Source organism: Pseudomonas sp. R11-23-07 (genome assembly GCF_003852295.1).
Taxonomy (GTDB): domain Bacteria; phylum Pseudomonadota; class Gammaproteobacteria; order Pseudomonadales; family Pseudomonadaceae; genus Aquipseudomonas.
This window is the reverse complement of the sequence record NZ_CP027761.1, coordinates 2,279,228-2,292,088: the sequence shown is the minus strand read 5'-3', so window position 1 is coordinate 2,292,088 and position 12,861 is coordinate 2,279,228. Positions and strand designations below refer to the sequence as shown.

Genomic DNA, 12,861 nt, shown 5'->3' with positions numbered 1-12,861 from the left:
ACTCTTCCTGACTCCCTGTGGGAAGACACAACAACAATAACCGTCCTTCTGTAGCCCTCTGGGCGCGGAAATGGAGTGCGCGATGAAGTTCACAGCAAAAGCTCTGCTTGTCTCAACCTGCATGATGACCTGCATGACCCTCAGCGCCGTCAGCCTCGGCGCGCAAACCCTGACCATTGCCACCGTCAACAACAGCGACATGATCCGCATGCAGAAGCTCTCGAAAACCTTCGAGGCCGAGCATCCGGAGATCAAGCTGAACTGGGTGGTGCTCGAAGAAAACGTGCTGCGCCAGCGCCTGACCACCGACATTGCCACCCAGGGCGGCCAGTTCGACGTGTTGACCATCGGTATGTACGAAGCCGCACTCTGGGGCGCCAAGGGTTGGCTGGAGCCGATGAAGGACCTGCCGGCTTCCTACGACCTCGATGACGTGTTCCCTTCGGTACGCGACGGCCTGTCGGTCAAAGGCTCGCTGTACGCCCTGCCGTTCTATGCCGAAAGCTCGATCACCTATTACCGCACCGACCTGTTCAAGGACGCCGGGCTGCGCATGCCCGAGCATCCGACCTGGAGCCAGATCGGCGAATACGCGGCCAAACTCACCGACAAGAGCAAAGAGCAATACGGCCTGTGCCTGCGCGGTAAAGCCGGCTGGGGCGAAAACATGGCGCTGATCACCACGTTGGCCAACGGCTACGGCGCACGCTGGTTCGACGAGAAGTGGCAGCCGCAATTCAATGGCCCCGAGTGGAAAGACGCGCTGAATTTCTACGTCGACAACATGAAAAAATCCGGCCCGCCGGGTGCGTCCAGCAACGGCTTCAACGAAAACCTGGCGCTGTTCAACAGCGGCAAGTGCGCGATCTGGGTGGACGCCAGCGTGGCCGGCTCGTTTGTCACCGACAAGAGCCAGAGCAAGGTCGCCGAGCATGTCGGCTTCACTTTTGCGCCCCACGAGAAGACCGACAAGGGCACCTCGTGGCTGTACTCCTGGAGCCTGGCGATACCCACCAGCTCCAAGGCCAAGGACGCCGCCAAGGTGTTCACCACCTGGGCCACCTCCAAGGAATATGGCGCATTGGTCGCCAAGACCGACGGCGTCGCCAACGTACCGCCAGGTACCCGCCAATCCACCTACAGCGACGCGTACATGAAGGCCGCGCCGTTCGCCAAGGTGACCCTGGAATCGCTGAAAGTCGCGGACCCGACCAAACCCACCGAAAAACCGGTGCCGTATATCGGTATTCAATTGGTGACCATTCCTGAATTCCAGGCGATTGGTACCCAGGTCGGCAAGTTTTTCTCCGGCGCGCTGACCGGCCAGCAGACAGTGGATGCTGCATTGACCGCTGCCCAGACCACCACCGAGCGGGAAATGAAGCGGGCCGGTTACCCCAAGTAGCCCTGCCTCACCACAGTCAAATGTGGGAGGGGGCTTGCTCCCGATAGCACTCTATCAGTTGAAGATTGTGTGACTGACACACTGCTATCGGGAGCAAGCCCCCTCCCACATTGACCGCGTTTGCATGTACCTGACTGGTCTCGAATACCATGAATACAACACCCAAAAACCGCCTGGCCAACCCCGGCTGGTTCCTCGTCAGCCCCTCGGTGGCCTTGCTGCTGCTGTGGATGATCGTGCCCCTGGGCATGACCCTGTACTTCTCCTTGATCCGCTACAACCTGCTCTACCCCGGCGAAAACCAGTTCGTGGGGCTGGAGAACTTCACCTACTTCGTCACCGACTCCGGCTTCCTGCCAGGCGCCACTAACACCCTGCTGCTGGTGGGCAGCGTGCTGCTGATCAGCGTGGTGTTCGGCGTGTTGATCAGTGCGCTGCTGGAGGCCAGTGAGTTCTTCGGTCGCGGCCTGGTGCGGGTGTTGTTGATTTCGCCGTTCTTCATCATGCCCACCGTCGGCGCGTTGATCTGGAAGAACCTGATTTTCCACCCGGTGTCGGGGATTCTCGCTGCGGTGTGGAAGTTCTTTGGCGCAGAACCCGTGGACTGGCTGGCGCACTACCCGCTGCTGTCGATCATCATCATTGTGTCGTGGCAATGGCTGCCCTTCGCCATCCTGTTGCTGATGACCGCCATGCAGTCCCTCGACCAGGAACAAAAGGAAGCCGCACGCCTGGACGGTGCCGGCGCCATCGCGATTTTCTGGCACCTGACCCTGCCGCACCTGGCCCGTCCGATTGCCGTGGTGGTGATGATTGAAACCATCTTTTTGCTCTCGGTGTTCGCCGAAATCTTCACCACCACCAACGGTGGCCCCGGTTACGCCTCGACCAACCTCGCCTACCTGATCTACAACCAGGCGCTGGTGCAGTTCGACGTGGGCATGGCCTCGGCCGGCGGCTTGATCGCCGTGGTCATCGCCAATATCGCGGCGATCATCCTGGTGCGGATGATCGGCAAAAACCTGACTGACAAGCCTTGAGGGCCGCGCCATGACGCTTCAACAATCCCGCCGCCTGCAAAGCCTGTTGCTCGGCACCCTGGCCTGGGCCATTGCGATCCTGATTTTCTTCCCGATCTTCTGGATGGTGCTGACCAGCTTCAAGACCGAAATCGACGCGTTCGCCACGCCGCCGCAGTTCATCTTCACGCCGACGCTGGAGAACTACCTGCACATCAACGAGCGCAGCAACTACTTCGCCTACGCCTGGAACTCGGTGCTGATCTCGTTCAGCGCCACCGCCCTGTGCCTGCTGATTTCGGTGCCGGCCGCCTACTCTATGGCCTTCTACGAGACAAAGCGCACCAAAGGCACGCTGCTGTGGATGCTGTCCACCAAGATGCTGCCGCCGGTGGGCGTGCTGATGCCGATCTACCTGCTGGCCAAGAGCTTTGGCCTGCTCGATACGCGCATCGCGCTGATCATCATCTACACCCTGATCAACCTGCCGATCGTGGTGTGGATGGTTTACACCTACTTCAAGGACATTCCCAAGGACATCCTCGAAGCCGCACGCCTGGATGGCGCCACCCTGTGGCAGGAAATGGTGCGGGTGCTGCTGCCGATCGCCAAGGGCGGCCTGGCCTCCACCGTGCTGCTGTCGCTGATCCTGTGCTGGAACGAAGCCTTCTGGTCGTTGAACCTGACGTCATCGAGCGCCGCGCCGCTGACCGCGCTGATCGCCTCCTATTCCAGCCCCGAAGGCTTGTTCTGGGCCAAATTGTCCGCCGTGTCGACCCTGGCCTGCGCGCCGATCCTGATTTTCGGCTGGATCAGCCAGAAACAGCTGGTGCGCGGCCTGTCCTTTGGCGCCGTTAAATAATAATTCCAAGCGGAGGGCCCATCATGGCCAACCTGAAAATCAAGAATCTGCAAAAAGGCTTCGAAGGTTTTTCCATCATCAAGGGCATCGACCTGGAAGTGAACGACAAGGAATTCGTGGTGTTCGTCGGCCCGTCGGGCTGTGGTAAATCCACCCTGCTGCGGCTGATCGCCGGCCTTGAGGAAGTCAGCGAAGGCACCATCGAGCTGGACGGGCGCGACATCACCGAAGTGACCCCGGCCAAGCGTGACCTGGCGATGGTGTTCCAGACCTACGCCCTGTACCCGCACATGAGCGTGCGCAAGAACATGTCGTTCGCCCTGGACCTGGCCGGCGTTGACAAGCAACTGGTGGAGAGCAAGGTCAACGAAGCGGCGCGCATTCTGGAGCTGGGCCCGCTGCTGGAGCGCAAGCCCAAGCAGCTCTCCGGCGGCCAGCGCCAGCGCGTGGCGATTGGCCGCGCCATCGTGCGTAACCCGAAGATTTTCCTGTTCGACGAACCCTTGTCCAACCTCGACGCCGCGCTGCGCGTGCAGATGCGCCTGGAACTGGCACGCCTGCATAAAGAGCTGCAAGCGACCATGATCTACGTGACCCATGACCAGGTCGAAGCCATGACCCTGGCCGACAAAGTCGTGGTGCTCAACAGCGGGCGCATCGAACAGGTCGGCTCGCCGCTGGATCTGTACCACCAGCCGGCCAACCTGTTTGTGGCAGGCTTTCTCGGCACGCCGAAGATGGGTTTTCTCAAGGGCAAGGTCACGCGTGTCGAAGGCCAGGGCTGTGACGTGCAGCTCGACGCCGGCACCCTGATCAGCCTGCCGCTCAGCGGCCCGACCTTGAGCGTGGGCAGCGCAGTCACCCTGGGCATTCGCCCGGAGCATCTGGAAATCGCCACGCCGGGCCAGACCACCCTGACCGTCACCGCCGACGTCGGCGAGCGCCTGGGCAGCGACACCTTCTGCCATGTCATCACCGCCAACGGCGAGCCTTTGACGATGCGCATTCGCGGCGACATGGCCAGCCAATATGGCGAGACGCTGCACCTGCACCTCGACCCGGCCCACTGCCATCTGTTCGACACCGACGGCGTGGCCGTGGCCCGCCCCCTGCGCGCCGCCGCCTGATTTCGCGAGTATTGACGCTATGAAGCTGAATAAACAGAACCTCACCCAGTTGGCGCCCGACGTGAAAGTGCCAGCCTATGCCATTGCCAGTACATCCCAGGGCATCGCGCATATCGGCGTCGGCGGTTTCCACCGCGCGCACCAGGCGTTTTACACCGACGCCCTGATGAACACCGGCGAGGGCCTGGACTGGAGCATCTGCGGCGTTGGCCTGCGGGCCGAAGACCGCAAGGCCCGCGATGATCTGGCCGGCCAGGATTATCTGTTCACCCTGTATGAACTGGGCGACACCGACGACACCCAAGTACGCGTGATCGGCGCCATCAGCGACATGTTGCTGGCAGAAGACGGCGCCCAGGCCCTTATCGATAAACTGGCCGAACCGGCCATCCGTATCGTGTCGCTGACCATCACCGAAGGCGGCTACTGCATCGACGACAGCAACGGCCAATTCATGGCTCACCTGCCGCAGATCCAGCATGACCTGGCGCACCCCGGCGCACCGCAGACCGTGTTCGGGTTTATCTGCGCCGCGCTGACCCAACGCCGCGCCACCGGCACCCCGGCGTTCAGCGTGATGTCCTGCGATAACCTGCCCCACAACGGCGCCGTCACCCGCAAGGCCCTGCTTGCATTCGCCGCGCTGCACGATGCGCAACTGCATGACTGGATCGAAGCCAATGTGAGCTTTCCGAACGCCATGGTCGACCGCATCACGCCAATGACCAGCACCGCCCACCGCCTGCAACTGCATGATGAGCACGGCATCGACGATGCCTGGCCAGTGGTGTGCGAACCCTTTGTGCAATGGGTGCTGGAAGACAAGTTCGTCAACGGCCGCCCGGCCTGGGAAAAGGTCGGCGTGCAGTTCACCGATGACGTGACGCCTTACGAAGAAATGAAGATCGGCCTGCTCAACGGCAGCCATCTGGCGCTGACGTACCTGGGCTTTCTCAAGGGCTACCGGTTTGTTCACGACACCATGAACGACCCGCTGTTCGTCGCCTACATGCGCGCCTACATGGACCTCGACGTCACGCCACACCTGGCACCCGTGCCAGGCATCGACCTGACGGCGTACAAGCAGACCCTGGTCGACCGCTTCTCCAACCAGGCGATTGCCGACCAGCTGGAACGGGTGTGCTCGGACGGTTCGTCGAAGTTTCCCAAGTTCACCGTGCCGACCATCAACCGCCTGATCGCCGATGGGCGCAAGACCGAACGCGCGGCGCTGGTGGTGGCTGCCTGGGCCTTGTACCTGAAGGGTGTCGACGAAAATGGCGTGGCCTACACGATTCCCGATCCGCGTGCCGCGTTCTGCCAGGCGCTGGTGAGTGATGACGCCTTGATCAGCCAGCGCCTGCTGGGGGTTGAAGAGATTTTCGGCACGGCTATTCCCAACTCGCCTGCATTTGTGGCAGCGTTCGAGCGGTGTTATGTGAGCCTGCGTGACAACGGCGTCAGCGCGACCCTACAGAACCTCCTGAACAAACTGGCTTAAAACTGTGGGAGGGGGCTTGCTCCCGATAGCGGTATATCAGTCACAGATTTATCAACTGAACCACTGCTATCGGGAGCAAGCCCCCTCCCACATTTGACTGTGTTACCACTCCAACAATAAGACTGCTGAGCAAATCATCATGACCCAGCAAAACCTGTTCCTCGGCATCGACTGCGGCACCCAGGGCACCAAAGCCATCGTCCTTGACGCTTCCAGCGGCAAGGTGCTGGGCCTGGGCGCCGCCGCGCACACCTTGATCAGCGGCGCCAACGGCCGGCGCGAGCAACACACCCAGGAATGGCTGGACGCCTTCACCGAAGCCACCCACCGCGCCCTGCAACAGGCCGGGGTGGACGGCCAGGACATCCTCGGCATCGGTGTTTCCGGCCAGCAACACGGCCTGGTGTTGCTCGATGCCCAGGGCCAGGTGCTGCGCCCGGCAAAATTGTGGTGCGACACCGAAACCGCCACAGAAAATGAGCGCCTGTTGCACTACCTGGGCGGCGAAAGCGGCTCGCTGGAGCGTCTGGGCGTGGCCATTGCGCCGGGCTACACGGTGTCCAAACTGCTCTGGACCCGCGAACAGCACCCGGACCTCTTTGCGCGCATCGCCCATATCCTGCTGCCCCACGACTACCTCAATTACTGGCTCACCGGCCGCGCCGTCGCCGAATACGGCGATGCCTCGGGCACCGGCTACTTCAACGTGCGCCGCCGTGAATGGGACGTGGCGCTGCTTGAGCACATCGACCCCAGTGGTCGTCTGCAGGCGGCGCTGCCCGAGCTGATTGAAGCCGATCAAGCCGTGGGCACGATCCTGCCGGCCATCGCCGAGCGGCTGGGCATCAACCCCAACGCGGTGGTCGCCAGCGGCGGCGGCGATAACATGATGGGCGCCATCGGCACCGGCAACATCGCCCCTGGGGTGATCACCATGAGCCTGGGCTCATCGGGCACCGTCTACGCCTTTGCCGACCAGCCCAACGTCAGCCCCGAGGCGTCGGTCGCCACCTTCTGCGCATCCAGCGGCGGCTGGTTGCCGTTGATCTGCACCATGAACCTGACCAACGCCACCGGGGTGATCCGCGAGCTGTTCGAACTCGACCTGCACGCCTTCAATGCCCTGGTCGAGCAGGCCCCCATTGGCGCGGACGGAGTGAGCATGCTGCCGTTCCTCAACGGCGAACGCGTACCCGCCCTGCCCCAGGCCACCGGCAGCCTGCACGGCCTGACCATGACCAACCTGACCCGCGCCAACCTGTGCCGCGCGGTGGTCGAAGGCACCACTTTCGGCTTGCGCTACGGCCTGGACCTGCTGCGCCAGACCGGCCTGCAAAGCCTGCGCATCCGCTTGATCGGCGGCGGTTCGAAAAGCCCGCTGTGGCGGCAGATGGTCGCCGATATCATGAACACCGAAGTGGTCTGTACCGAACAGAGCGAGGCCGCGGCCCTGGGCGCGGCGATCCAGGCGGCGTGGTGCCAGTCCGGCGAATCCCTGGCCAGCCTGTGCGACAAATGCGTGAGTCTTGACCCGGCCAGCCGTACCGTGCCGGTGCCGGCCAACGTGAGCGCCTATCAACAGGCCTATGAGCGCTATCAACAGCTTGTGGCAACCCTTTAAGAGCGAGTGACTATGTATCTGGTGTGTGGTGAAGCGCTGTTCGATTTTTTCAGCGAGGAGGATGCCGACGGGCAGGCTGCCAAGCTCAATTACACGGCGATTGCCGGTGGTTCGCCGTTCAACGTGGCGGTGGGCCTGCGCCGCTTGGGGATCGAGTCCGGGTTCTTCGCCGGGATCTCCCATGACTACCTGGGCCGGCGCTTGCTACAAGTGCTCAAAGACGAAGGCGTGAGTGAAGATTTCCTGGTGCCCTTCGACGCGCCGACCACCCTGGCCATGGTGGCCGTGGGTGCCAATGGTTCACCGCAATACAGCTTTCGTGGCGAAGGCTGTGCAGACCGGCAACTGCAGTTGACGCATCTGCCGGCCTTGGGTGATGAGATTCGCGGGCTGCATGTGGGCTCGTTTTCGCTGGTGGTACAGCCGATTGGCGACACACTGCTGGCGCTGGTCAAGCGCGAAAGCGGCAAGCGCCTGATCAGCCTCGACCCTAACGTACGGCTGAACCCGCAACCGGACATCCAGCTGTGGCGCGACCGTGTGACGGAGTTGGTCAAGCATGCTGATTTGATCAAAGTCAGCGATGAAGACCTGCACCTGCTCTACCCCGAGCAGTCGCCGGAAAGCGTGCTGCAAGGCTGGCTGCAACACCGCTGCCAGTTGGTATTTCTCACCCGTGGCGGCGATGGCGCCAGCGTGTTCAGCCGCCGCCACGGCAACTGGTCGCAACCGGCAATCGACATCGTGATGGCCGATACGGTGGGTGCCGGCGACACCTTCCAGGCGGCGCTGATCGCCTGGTTGACCGAGCACCGCTTGGACTCGGTCGCAGGGCTGCAACAGCTCAGCCGCGAACAGATCGACGCCATGCTCGGCTTTGCGATTCGCGCCGCAGCGCTGACCTGCACCCGCACCGGGCCGGACCTGCCTTACCGCAGCCAGCTCGGCTGAGCGCCCCACAGGCCACGCACTGCGTGGCCTGCAACCTTTTGTCAGAAATTTCACCGATGAACGAGGTGTGTGCTAGACCAAAGAACAGCAGTAATAAAAACACAACGTAGGACACGTTATGACCAAGGTCTCAGGCTTTCCAACCCGAGCCGTTATTGCTGTCGGCATCCTTTCACTGCAGTACATCACCCCCCAGGCCGCGCATTCCGCGTGTGCCTTTACCCCAGGTTTAGGCGACGATACCTACGTCTGCGACAGCGGCACCAGCACCGCCGGACTCACCGATCTTCAGGGCAACAATCGTCTGTCGCTGCCCGCCGGTGGTACGGGAACCGTCAACGGCCCTGTCACGTTCGGCGCGGGCGAAGATCGAATCCGGATTGATGCCGGCAGCATCCTGGGTGCTGTGCAACAAGGCTCCGGCATCGATGACTTCGTTATGAACGGCGGGCGAATTCCTTCTCTGGCCCAGGGCGATGGCCTCGACACCTTCCTGATGACCAACGGCGTCATCGAAAGAGAATTCGTCGACGGTGACGTGGCGAGACAAACCGGCGGCACCATTGGCCGGGTCGACATGAAGCTGGACGATAACGTATACGAGATGACCGGCGGCGAGATCCTCGGCAACCTGGTCACCGGGTTCGGCAAGGACAGGATCGACATCTCGGGGACAGGCAGCGTAGGCGGCAACATCAGCACCAGCGGCGGCGATGACATCATCAGGGTGAGCGACGGCGTGATCAAAGGTGAAATCCGCGCCAGTTTCGGCAACGACACGTTCACCTGGCGCAACGGCGGTGAGATCCAGTCTTCAGTATTGATGGGCGATGGTGACGATACCGCCTTGCTCAGCGGCCTTACTGAAAGCCGGTTGGCCGCTACGCCGTCGATTGACGGTGGTCTGGGCAATGATCAGCTGACATTGGATAACACCACCTCCGGCAACGCTGCGCGCTATGTCGGCTGGGAGACGGTCAACCTCAATAACGCCTCGCGTTTTGACCTGGCCGGGGATTTTTTCCTCGGCGACGGCACCAGCAACACCGGTACGTTCAACATCGATGGCAGCAGTACCCTGGCCGTGACGCAAGGCGCCATTCGCCCTTACACCACCGGCCAATTGGCCACGCTGAACAACGCCGGCACGATCGACATGACCACCGGCAGCGCCAGTGCCGCCGATGCGCTCACGGTGCATGGCAATTACGTGGGCAACAACGGTCAACTGTGGCTGCAAACCGTGCTCGGTGACGACAACTCCGCCACCGACAAGCTGGTGGTGTCCAATGGCACGCTCAGCGGCCATACCCAGTTGGCCGTGACCAACCTCGGCGGTGCCGGTGGCTTTACCCAGAACAGCGGCATCGAGGTGGTCCAGGCCGTCAACGGCGCGGTGAGCAGCACGGATGCCTTCGCCCTCAAGGGCTCGGTGTCGGCCGGTGCTTATGAATACCGGCTGTTCAAAGGCGGCGTGACCGCCGGCACGGAAAACAACTGGTACCTGCGCTCCTCGGTGGTGGCCGTGCAGCCACCCGCCGTGCCGCCAGTGCCACCCACTCCGCCGGTGGTGGTGCCGGTTCCGCCGATTCCGCCGACGCCGCCGGTGGTCGACCCCGATGAACCCCCGGTGGAGCCACCGACCGCGCAGCCGGTCGCGCCGATCGAGCCCCCGGCGCCGGCGCCGAGCCAAGTCGCGGCAGCCACTTCACCGCAATCGGCCGCCAGCAACCCGGCCGTGCCGACGGCGGTGCCCGGTGCCGAACCTATCGCGCTGTACCGTTTGGAAGTGCCGGTGTACTCGATAGTGGTCCCCGCCGCGCAAGTCATGACCCGCATGGCCCTGGGCACCTTCCACGAGCGCCAGGGCGAGCAAAGCCTGCTCAGCGAAACCGGCGCGGTGCCGGCGGGCTGGGCGCGGGCCTATGGCAGCGACTTCAACAAGCGTTGGTCGGGCACCGTATCGCCAAGCTTCGACGGCAGCGTCAAGGGCTATCAGGTGGGGCACGACCTCTACGCTGCGCACACCAGCGGTGGGCAACTGCAACGGTTTGGCTTGTTCGTCGGGCAGAGTCGCTTGAACGGCGACGTCAAGGGATTTGCCGAAGGCTTCCAGGACCGGCGCTCGGGACGGGTGAAACTGGATGGCGACAATTTCGGCGCCTACTGGACCCTCACCGGCTCCGAAGGTGGGTACGTCGATGTGGTCACGATGTTCACGCGCCTGGACGGTGAAAACAAATCCGACCGTGGCGTGAAGATGAACACCAAGGGCCATGCCCTGGCGCTGTCCGCGGAAGCGGGTTATCCGATCACCCTGTCCGAGCAGTGGGTGGTGGAGCCCCAGGTCCAGGTGATCCGCCAGACCATCGACCTGGACAGCCAGCACGACGGCATTTCCAAGGTAGCGTTCGATTCCCAGGAATACTGGACCGGCCGTCTTGGCGCACGTCTCAAAGGCCGCTACCTGGTGGGCAACACCCCCGTCGAACCCTACGTGCGCGCCAATGCCTGGCGTACCTTCGGCGGCAGGGACACGGTGACTTACGATGATGTGGACCGCATCAAGAGCGATCACAAGGCGTCCACCGCCGATCTCGGCGTGGGGCTTGTCGCCCGATTGTCGTCAACGGTGAGCGTTTACCTGGCGGCGGACTACACCACCAACCTGGATGGCAACGCCCAGGAGGGCGTGAGCGGCAATGCCGGGGTGCGTATGAGTTGGTAAAGACCGTGTGGTTTGAGGGCCTGGTCAATACCAGGCCCACAGGTCAGCGTTGAACGAAGCACACCCTTAAAATCTGCGCCCTCCTGCTCGTTGCAGGACGGGCGTGTGGCTGTGCTTGAGGTCTTCACGCAGTTCAGCGATCAGGTTGCAAATGGCGCGACTGCTGTCGAGTTTGTCGGCGTTTATACCCTTGACCTCCAAGTCCACTCGATCACGGTCGCGGTCGTCGTACACCTTGATTGTCAGTGAAGCGTCTTCGGCTTTGGTGCACTCACACCGCTTAGGCAGGAAACTTCCTTCAATAATGCTGCGAAGCTCTAGTTCCGAAAGCATGGCTAACCTCTCCTTTGTTGAGACTGCCAATGGTTTTATAAGTATCCGGCAGGCACTTGCCTGCCACGTCTTGCCGGCCCTGGAAGACGCCTACAGAAATAAGCCTACTCGGCAAAATCTCCTGCTGTTGTAACCATTCTTCATAAGCGCTGACGGCGCTTATATATGAAAAAACTGACTGTCTGCATCCTCGTCGAACCACTTCGATTAAACGTTTAACCCACAGGATGCGTGCGCAGGCCGGTTTTTCCAGCAACATATGGCAACCAATTTATCTGTCGCCGTTGGGTCGAGAGGGACTTACGCAAACCATACGAAACATATACGCTTCGTATATCAACCCAACACAGTGAAGCTTATGGGCATCGTCAAGATCACCGACCAACTGCACGAACAGCTGCGCTTGGCCAGCGCCGCGATGGACCGCTCCATCAACGCCCAGGCCGAGTTCTGGATCAAGATCGGCCTGCTGGCTGAACTCAATCCCCACCTGCCCTACAACGAGCTGATCAACAAGCTGTTGCTGGACAAACCCGACCTGATCCGAGGGCGCAGCCAATGATCAAGACGCCACAACAGCTGGTGGTCATGCGCGAAGCCGGGCGCCTGCTGGCCCAGGTGTTCAGCATGCTCGACACCTTTGTCGTCGCCGGCCGCTCCACCCTGGAGCTGGACAGCGCCGTCGAAACCTTCATCCGCCAGGAGCTCAAAGCCCGCCCGGCCAGCCTCGGGCAATATGACTACCCCTTCTGCATCAATACCTCGATCAACGAAGTGGTGTGTCACGGCATGCCCAGCGCCACGCAATTGCTCAAGGATGGCGACATCATCAATATCGACATCACCCTGGAAAAAGGTGGCTTTATCGCCGACTCCAGCAAGATGTACATGATCGGTAATGTCTCCCCCAAGGCGCGGCGCCTGGTAGAGATGACCTTCGAGGCCATGTGGGCGGGCATCCGCCAGGTGCGGCCCGGCGCCCGCCTGGGTGATATTGGCCATGCGATCCAGCACCATGCGCATACCAATGGCTACAGCGTGGTGCGTGAATACTGCGGCCACGGCATTGGCCAGGAAATGCACGAAGAGCCGCAAATCCTGCACTTCGGCCGCCCCGGCACCGGGCTGGAGCTGCGTGAAGGCATGGTGTTCACCATTGAACCGATGCTCAACCAGGGCAGCGCGAAGGTGCGCAGCCTCAAGGATGGCTGGACGGTGGTGACCAAAGACAACAGCCTCTCGGCGCAATGGGAACACACGGTAGCGGTCACGGCCGATGGGTTCGAAGTATTGACGCTGCAAGCGAGCGCTTGA

The 12,861-nt window shown here is 61.8% G+C and carries 11 protein-coding genes; 10 read left to right on the top strand and 1 reads right to left on the bottom strand.

Translation table 11 applies throughout. The annotated features are described in order from the left end of the window. Window positions 1-121: 121 nt before the first annotated feature. From C4J84_RS10570 to C4J84_RS10535, 8 genes are all read left to right on the top strand, one after another. Window positions 122-1,405 (top strand): sugar ABC transporter substrate-binding protein, encoded by a 1,284-nt coding sequence (locus C4J84_RS10570; RefSeq protein ID WP_372238206.1) that lies wholly within the window; start codon window positions 122-124, stop codon window positions 1,403-1,405. A gap of 149 nt (window positions 1,406-1,554) precedes the next feature. After that, window positions 1,555-2,445, top strand: a complete 891-nt coding sequence (locus C4J84_RS10565; RefSeq protein ID WP_065952553.1) for a carbohydrate ABC transporter permease — start codon at window positions 1,555-1,557, stop codon at window positions 2,443-2,445. 10 nt (window positions 2,446-2,455) lie between these two features. Next, window positions 2,456-3,286, top strand: a complete 831-nt coding sequence (locus tag C4J84_RS10560; protein ID WP_003233033.1) for a carbohydrate ABC transporter permease — start codon at window positions 2,456-2,458, stop codon at window positions 3,284-3,286. Window positions 3,287-3,309: 23 nt separating this feature from the next. Then, the gene (locus C4J84_RS10555) at window positions 3,310-4,413 is read left to right on the top strand and encodes an ABC transporter ATP-binding protein (protein ID WP_124370387.1); all 1,104 of its coding nucleotides are present in this window, start codon (window positions 3,310-3,312) and stop codon (window positions 4,411-4,413) included. Window positions 4,414-4,432: 19 nt separating this feature from the next. After that, the gene (locus C4J84_RS10550) at window positions 4,433-5,914 is read left to right on the top strand and encodes a mannitol dehydrogenase family protein (RefSeq protein WP_124435287.1); all 1,482 of its coding nucleotides are present in this window, start codon (window positions 4,433-4,435) and stop codon (window positions 5,912-5,914) included. A 139-nt stretch (window positions 5,915-6,053) separates the two neighbouring features. Beyond that, on the top strand, window positions 6,054-7,535 hold the full coding sequence (gene xylB, locus C4J84_RS10545; protein WP_124435286.1) for a xylulokinase: 1,482 nt from the start codon (window positions 6,054-6,056) through the stop codon (window positions 7,533-7,535). Between the two features lie 12 nt (window positions 7,536-7,547). Then, window positions 7,548-8,486, top strand: coding sequence for a carbohydrate kinase (locus C4J84_RS10540; RefSeq protein WP_124435285.1), 939 nt, complete (start codon window positions 7,548-7,550; stop codon window positions 8,484-8,486). 118 nt (window positions 8,487-8,604) lie between these two features. Beyond that, window positions 8,605-11,214 (top strand): autotransporter outer membrane beta-barrel domain-containing protein, encoded by a 2,610-nt coding sequence (locus tag C4J84_RS10535; protein WP_124435284.1) that lies wholly within the window; start codon window positions 8,605-8,607, stop codon window positions 11,212-11,214. Between the two features lie 66 nt (window positions 11,215-11,280). Here C4J84_RS10535 and C4J84_RS10530 read toward each other — a convergent pair whose 3' ends face one another. Next, complete coding sequence (locus C4J84_RS10530; RefSeq protein ID WP_124370382.1) at window positions 11,281-11,547, bottom strand: DUF1652 domain-containing protein; 267 nt, start codon at window positions 11,545-11,547, stop codon at window positions 11,281-11,283. A 358-nt stretch (window positions 11,548-11,905) separates the two neighbouring features. On the opposite strand from C4J84_RS10530, the gene C4J84_RS10525 reads away from it, so the two are divergent. Then, a complete protein-coding gene (locus tag C4J84_RS10525) occupies window positions 11,906-12,109 on the top strand; it encodes a ParD-like family protein (protein WP_124362422.1) in 204 nt (67 codons plus the stop codon). Continuing rightward, entirely contained in the window at window positions 12,106-12,861 is a 756-nt protein-coding gene (gene map, locus C4J84_RS10520) for a type I methionyl aminopeptidase (protein ID WP_124370381.1), read from the top strand. The genes C4J84_RS10525 and map overlap by 4 nt, the downstream gene beginning before the upstream one ends.

Bases quoted from the DNA above. Each gene is read 5' to 3' on its own strand.
- C4J84_RS10570 (WP_372238206.1), top strand. From the start codon at position 122: ATGATGACCTGCATGACCCTCAGCGCCGTCAGCCTCGGCGCGCAAACC.
- C4J84_RS10565 (WP_065952553.1), top strand. From the start codon at position 1,555: ATGAATACAACACCCAAAAACCGCCTGGCCAACCCCGGCTGGTTCCTC.
- C4J84_RS10560 (WP_003233033.1), top strand. From the start codon at position 2,456: ATGACGCTTCAACAATCCCGCCGCCTGCAAAGCCTGTTGCTCGGCACC.
- C4J84_RS10555 (WP_124370387.1), top strand. From the start codon at position 3,310: ATGGCCAACCTGAAAATCAAGAATCTGCAAAAAGGCTTCGAAGGTTTT.
- C4J84_RS10550 (WP_124435287.1), top strand. From the start codon at position 4,433: ATGAAGCTGAATAAACAGAACCTCACCCAGTTGGCGCCCGACGTGAAA.
- xylB (WP_124435286.1), top strand. From the start codon at position 6,054: ATGACCCAGCAAAACCTGTTCCTCGGCATCGACTGCGGCACCCAGGGC.
- C4J84_RS10540 (WP_124435285.1), top strand. From the start codon at position 7,548: ATGTATCTGGTGTGTGGTGAAGCGCTGTTCGATTTTTTCAGCGAGGAG.
- C4J84_RS10535 (WP_124435284.1), top strand. From the start codon at position 8,605: ATGACCAAGGTCTCAGGCTTTCCAACCCGAGCCGTTATTGCTGTCGGC.
- C4J84_RS10530 (WP_124370382.1), bottom strand. From the start codon at position 11,547: ATGCTTTCGGAACTAGAGCTTCGCAGCATTATTGAAGGAAGTTTCCTG.
- C4J84_RS10525 (WP_124362422.1), top strand. From the start codon at position 11,906: ATGGGCATCGTCAAGATCACCGACCAACTGCACGAACAGCTGCGCTTG.
- map (WP_124370381.1), top strand. From the start codon at position 12,106: ATGATCAAGACGCCACAACAGCTGGTGGTCATGCGCGAAGCCGGGCGC.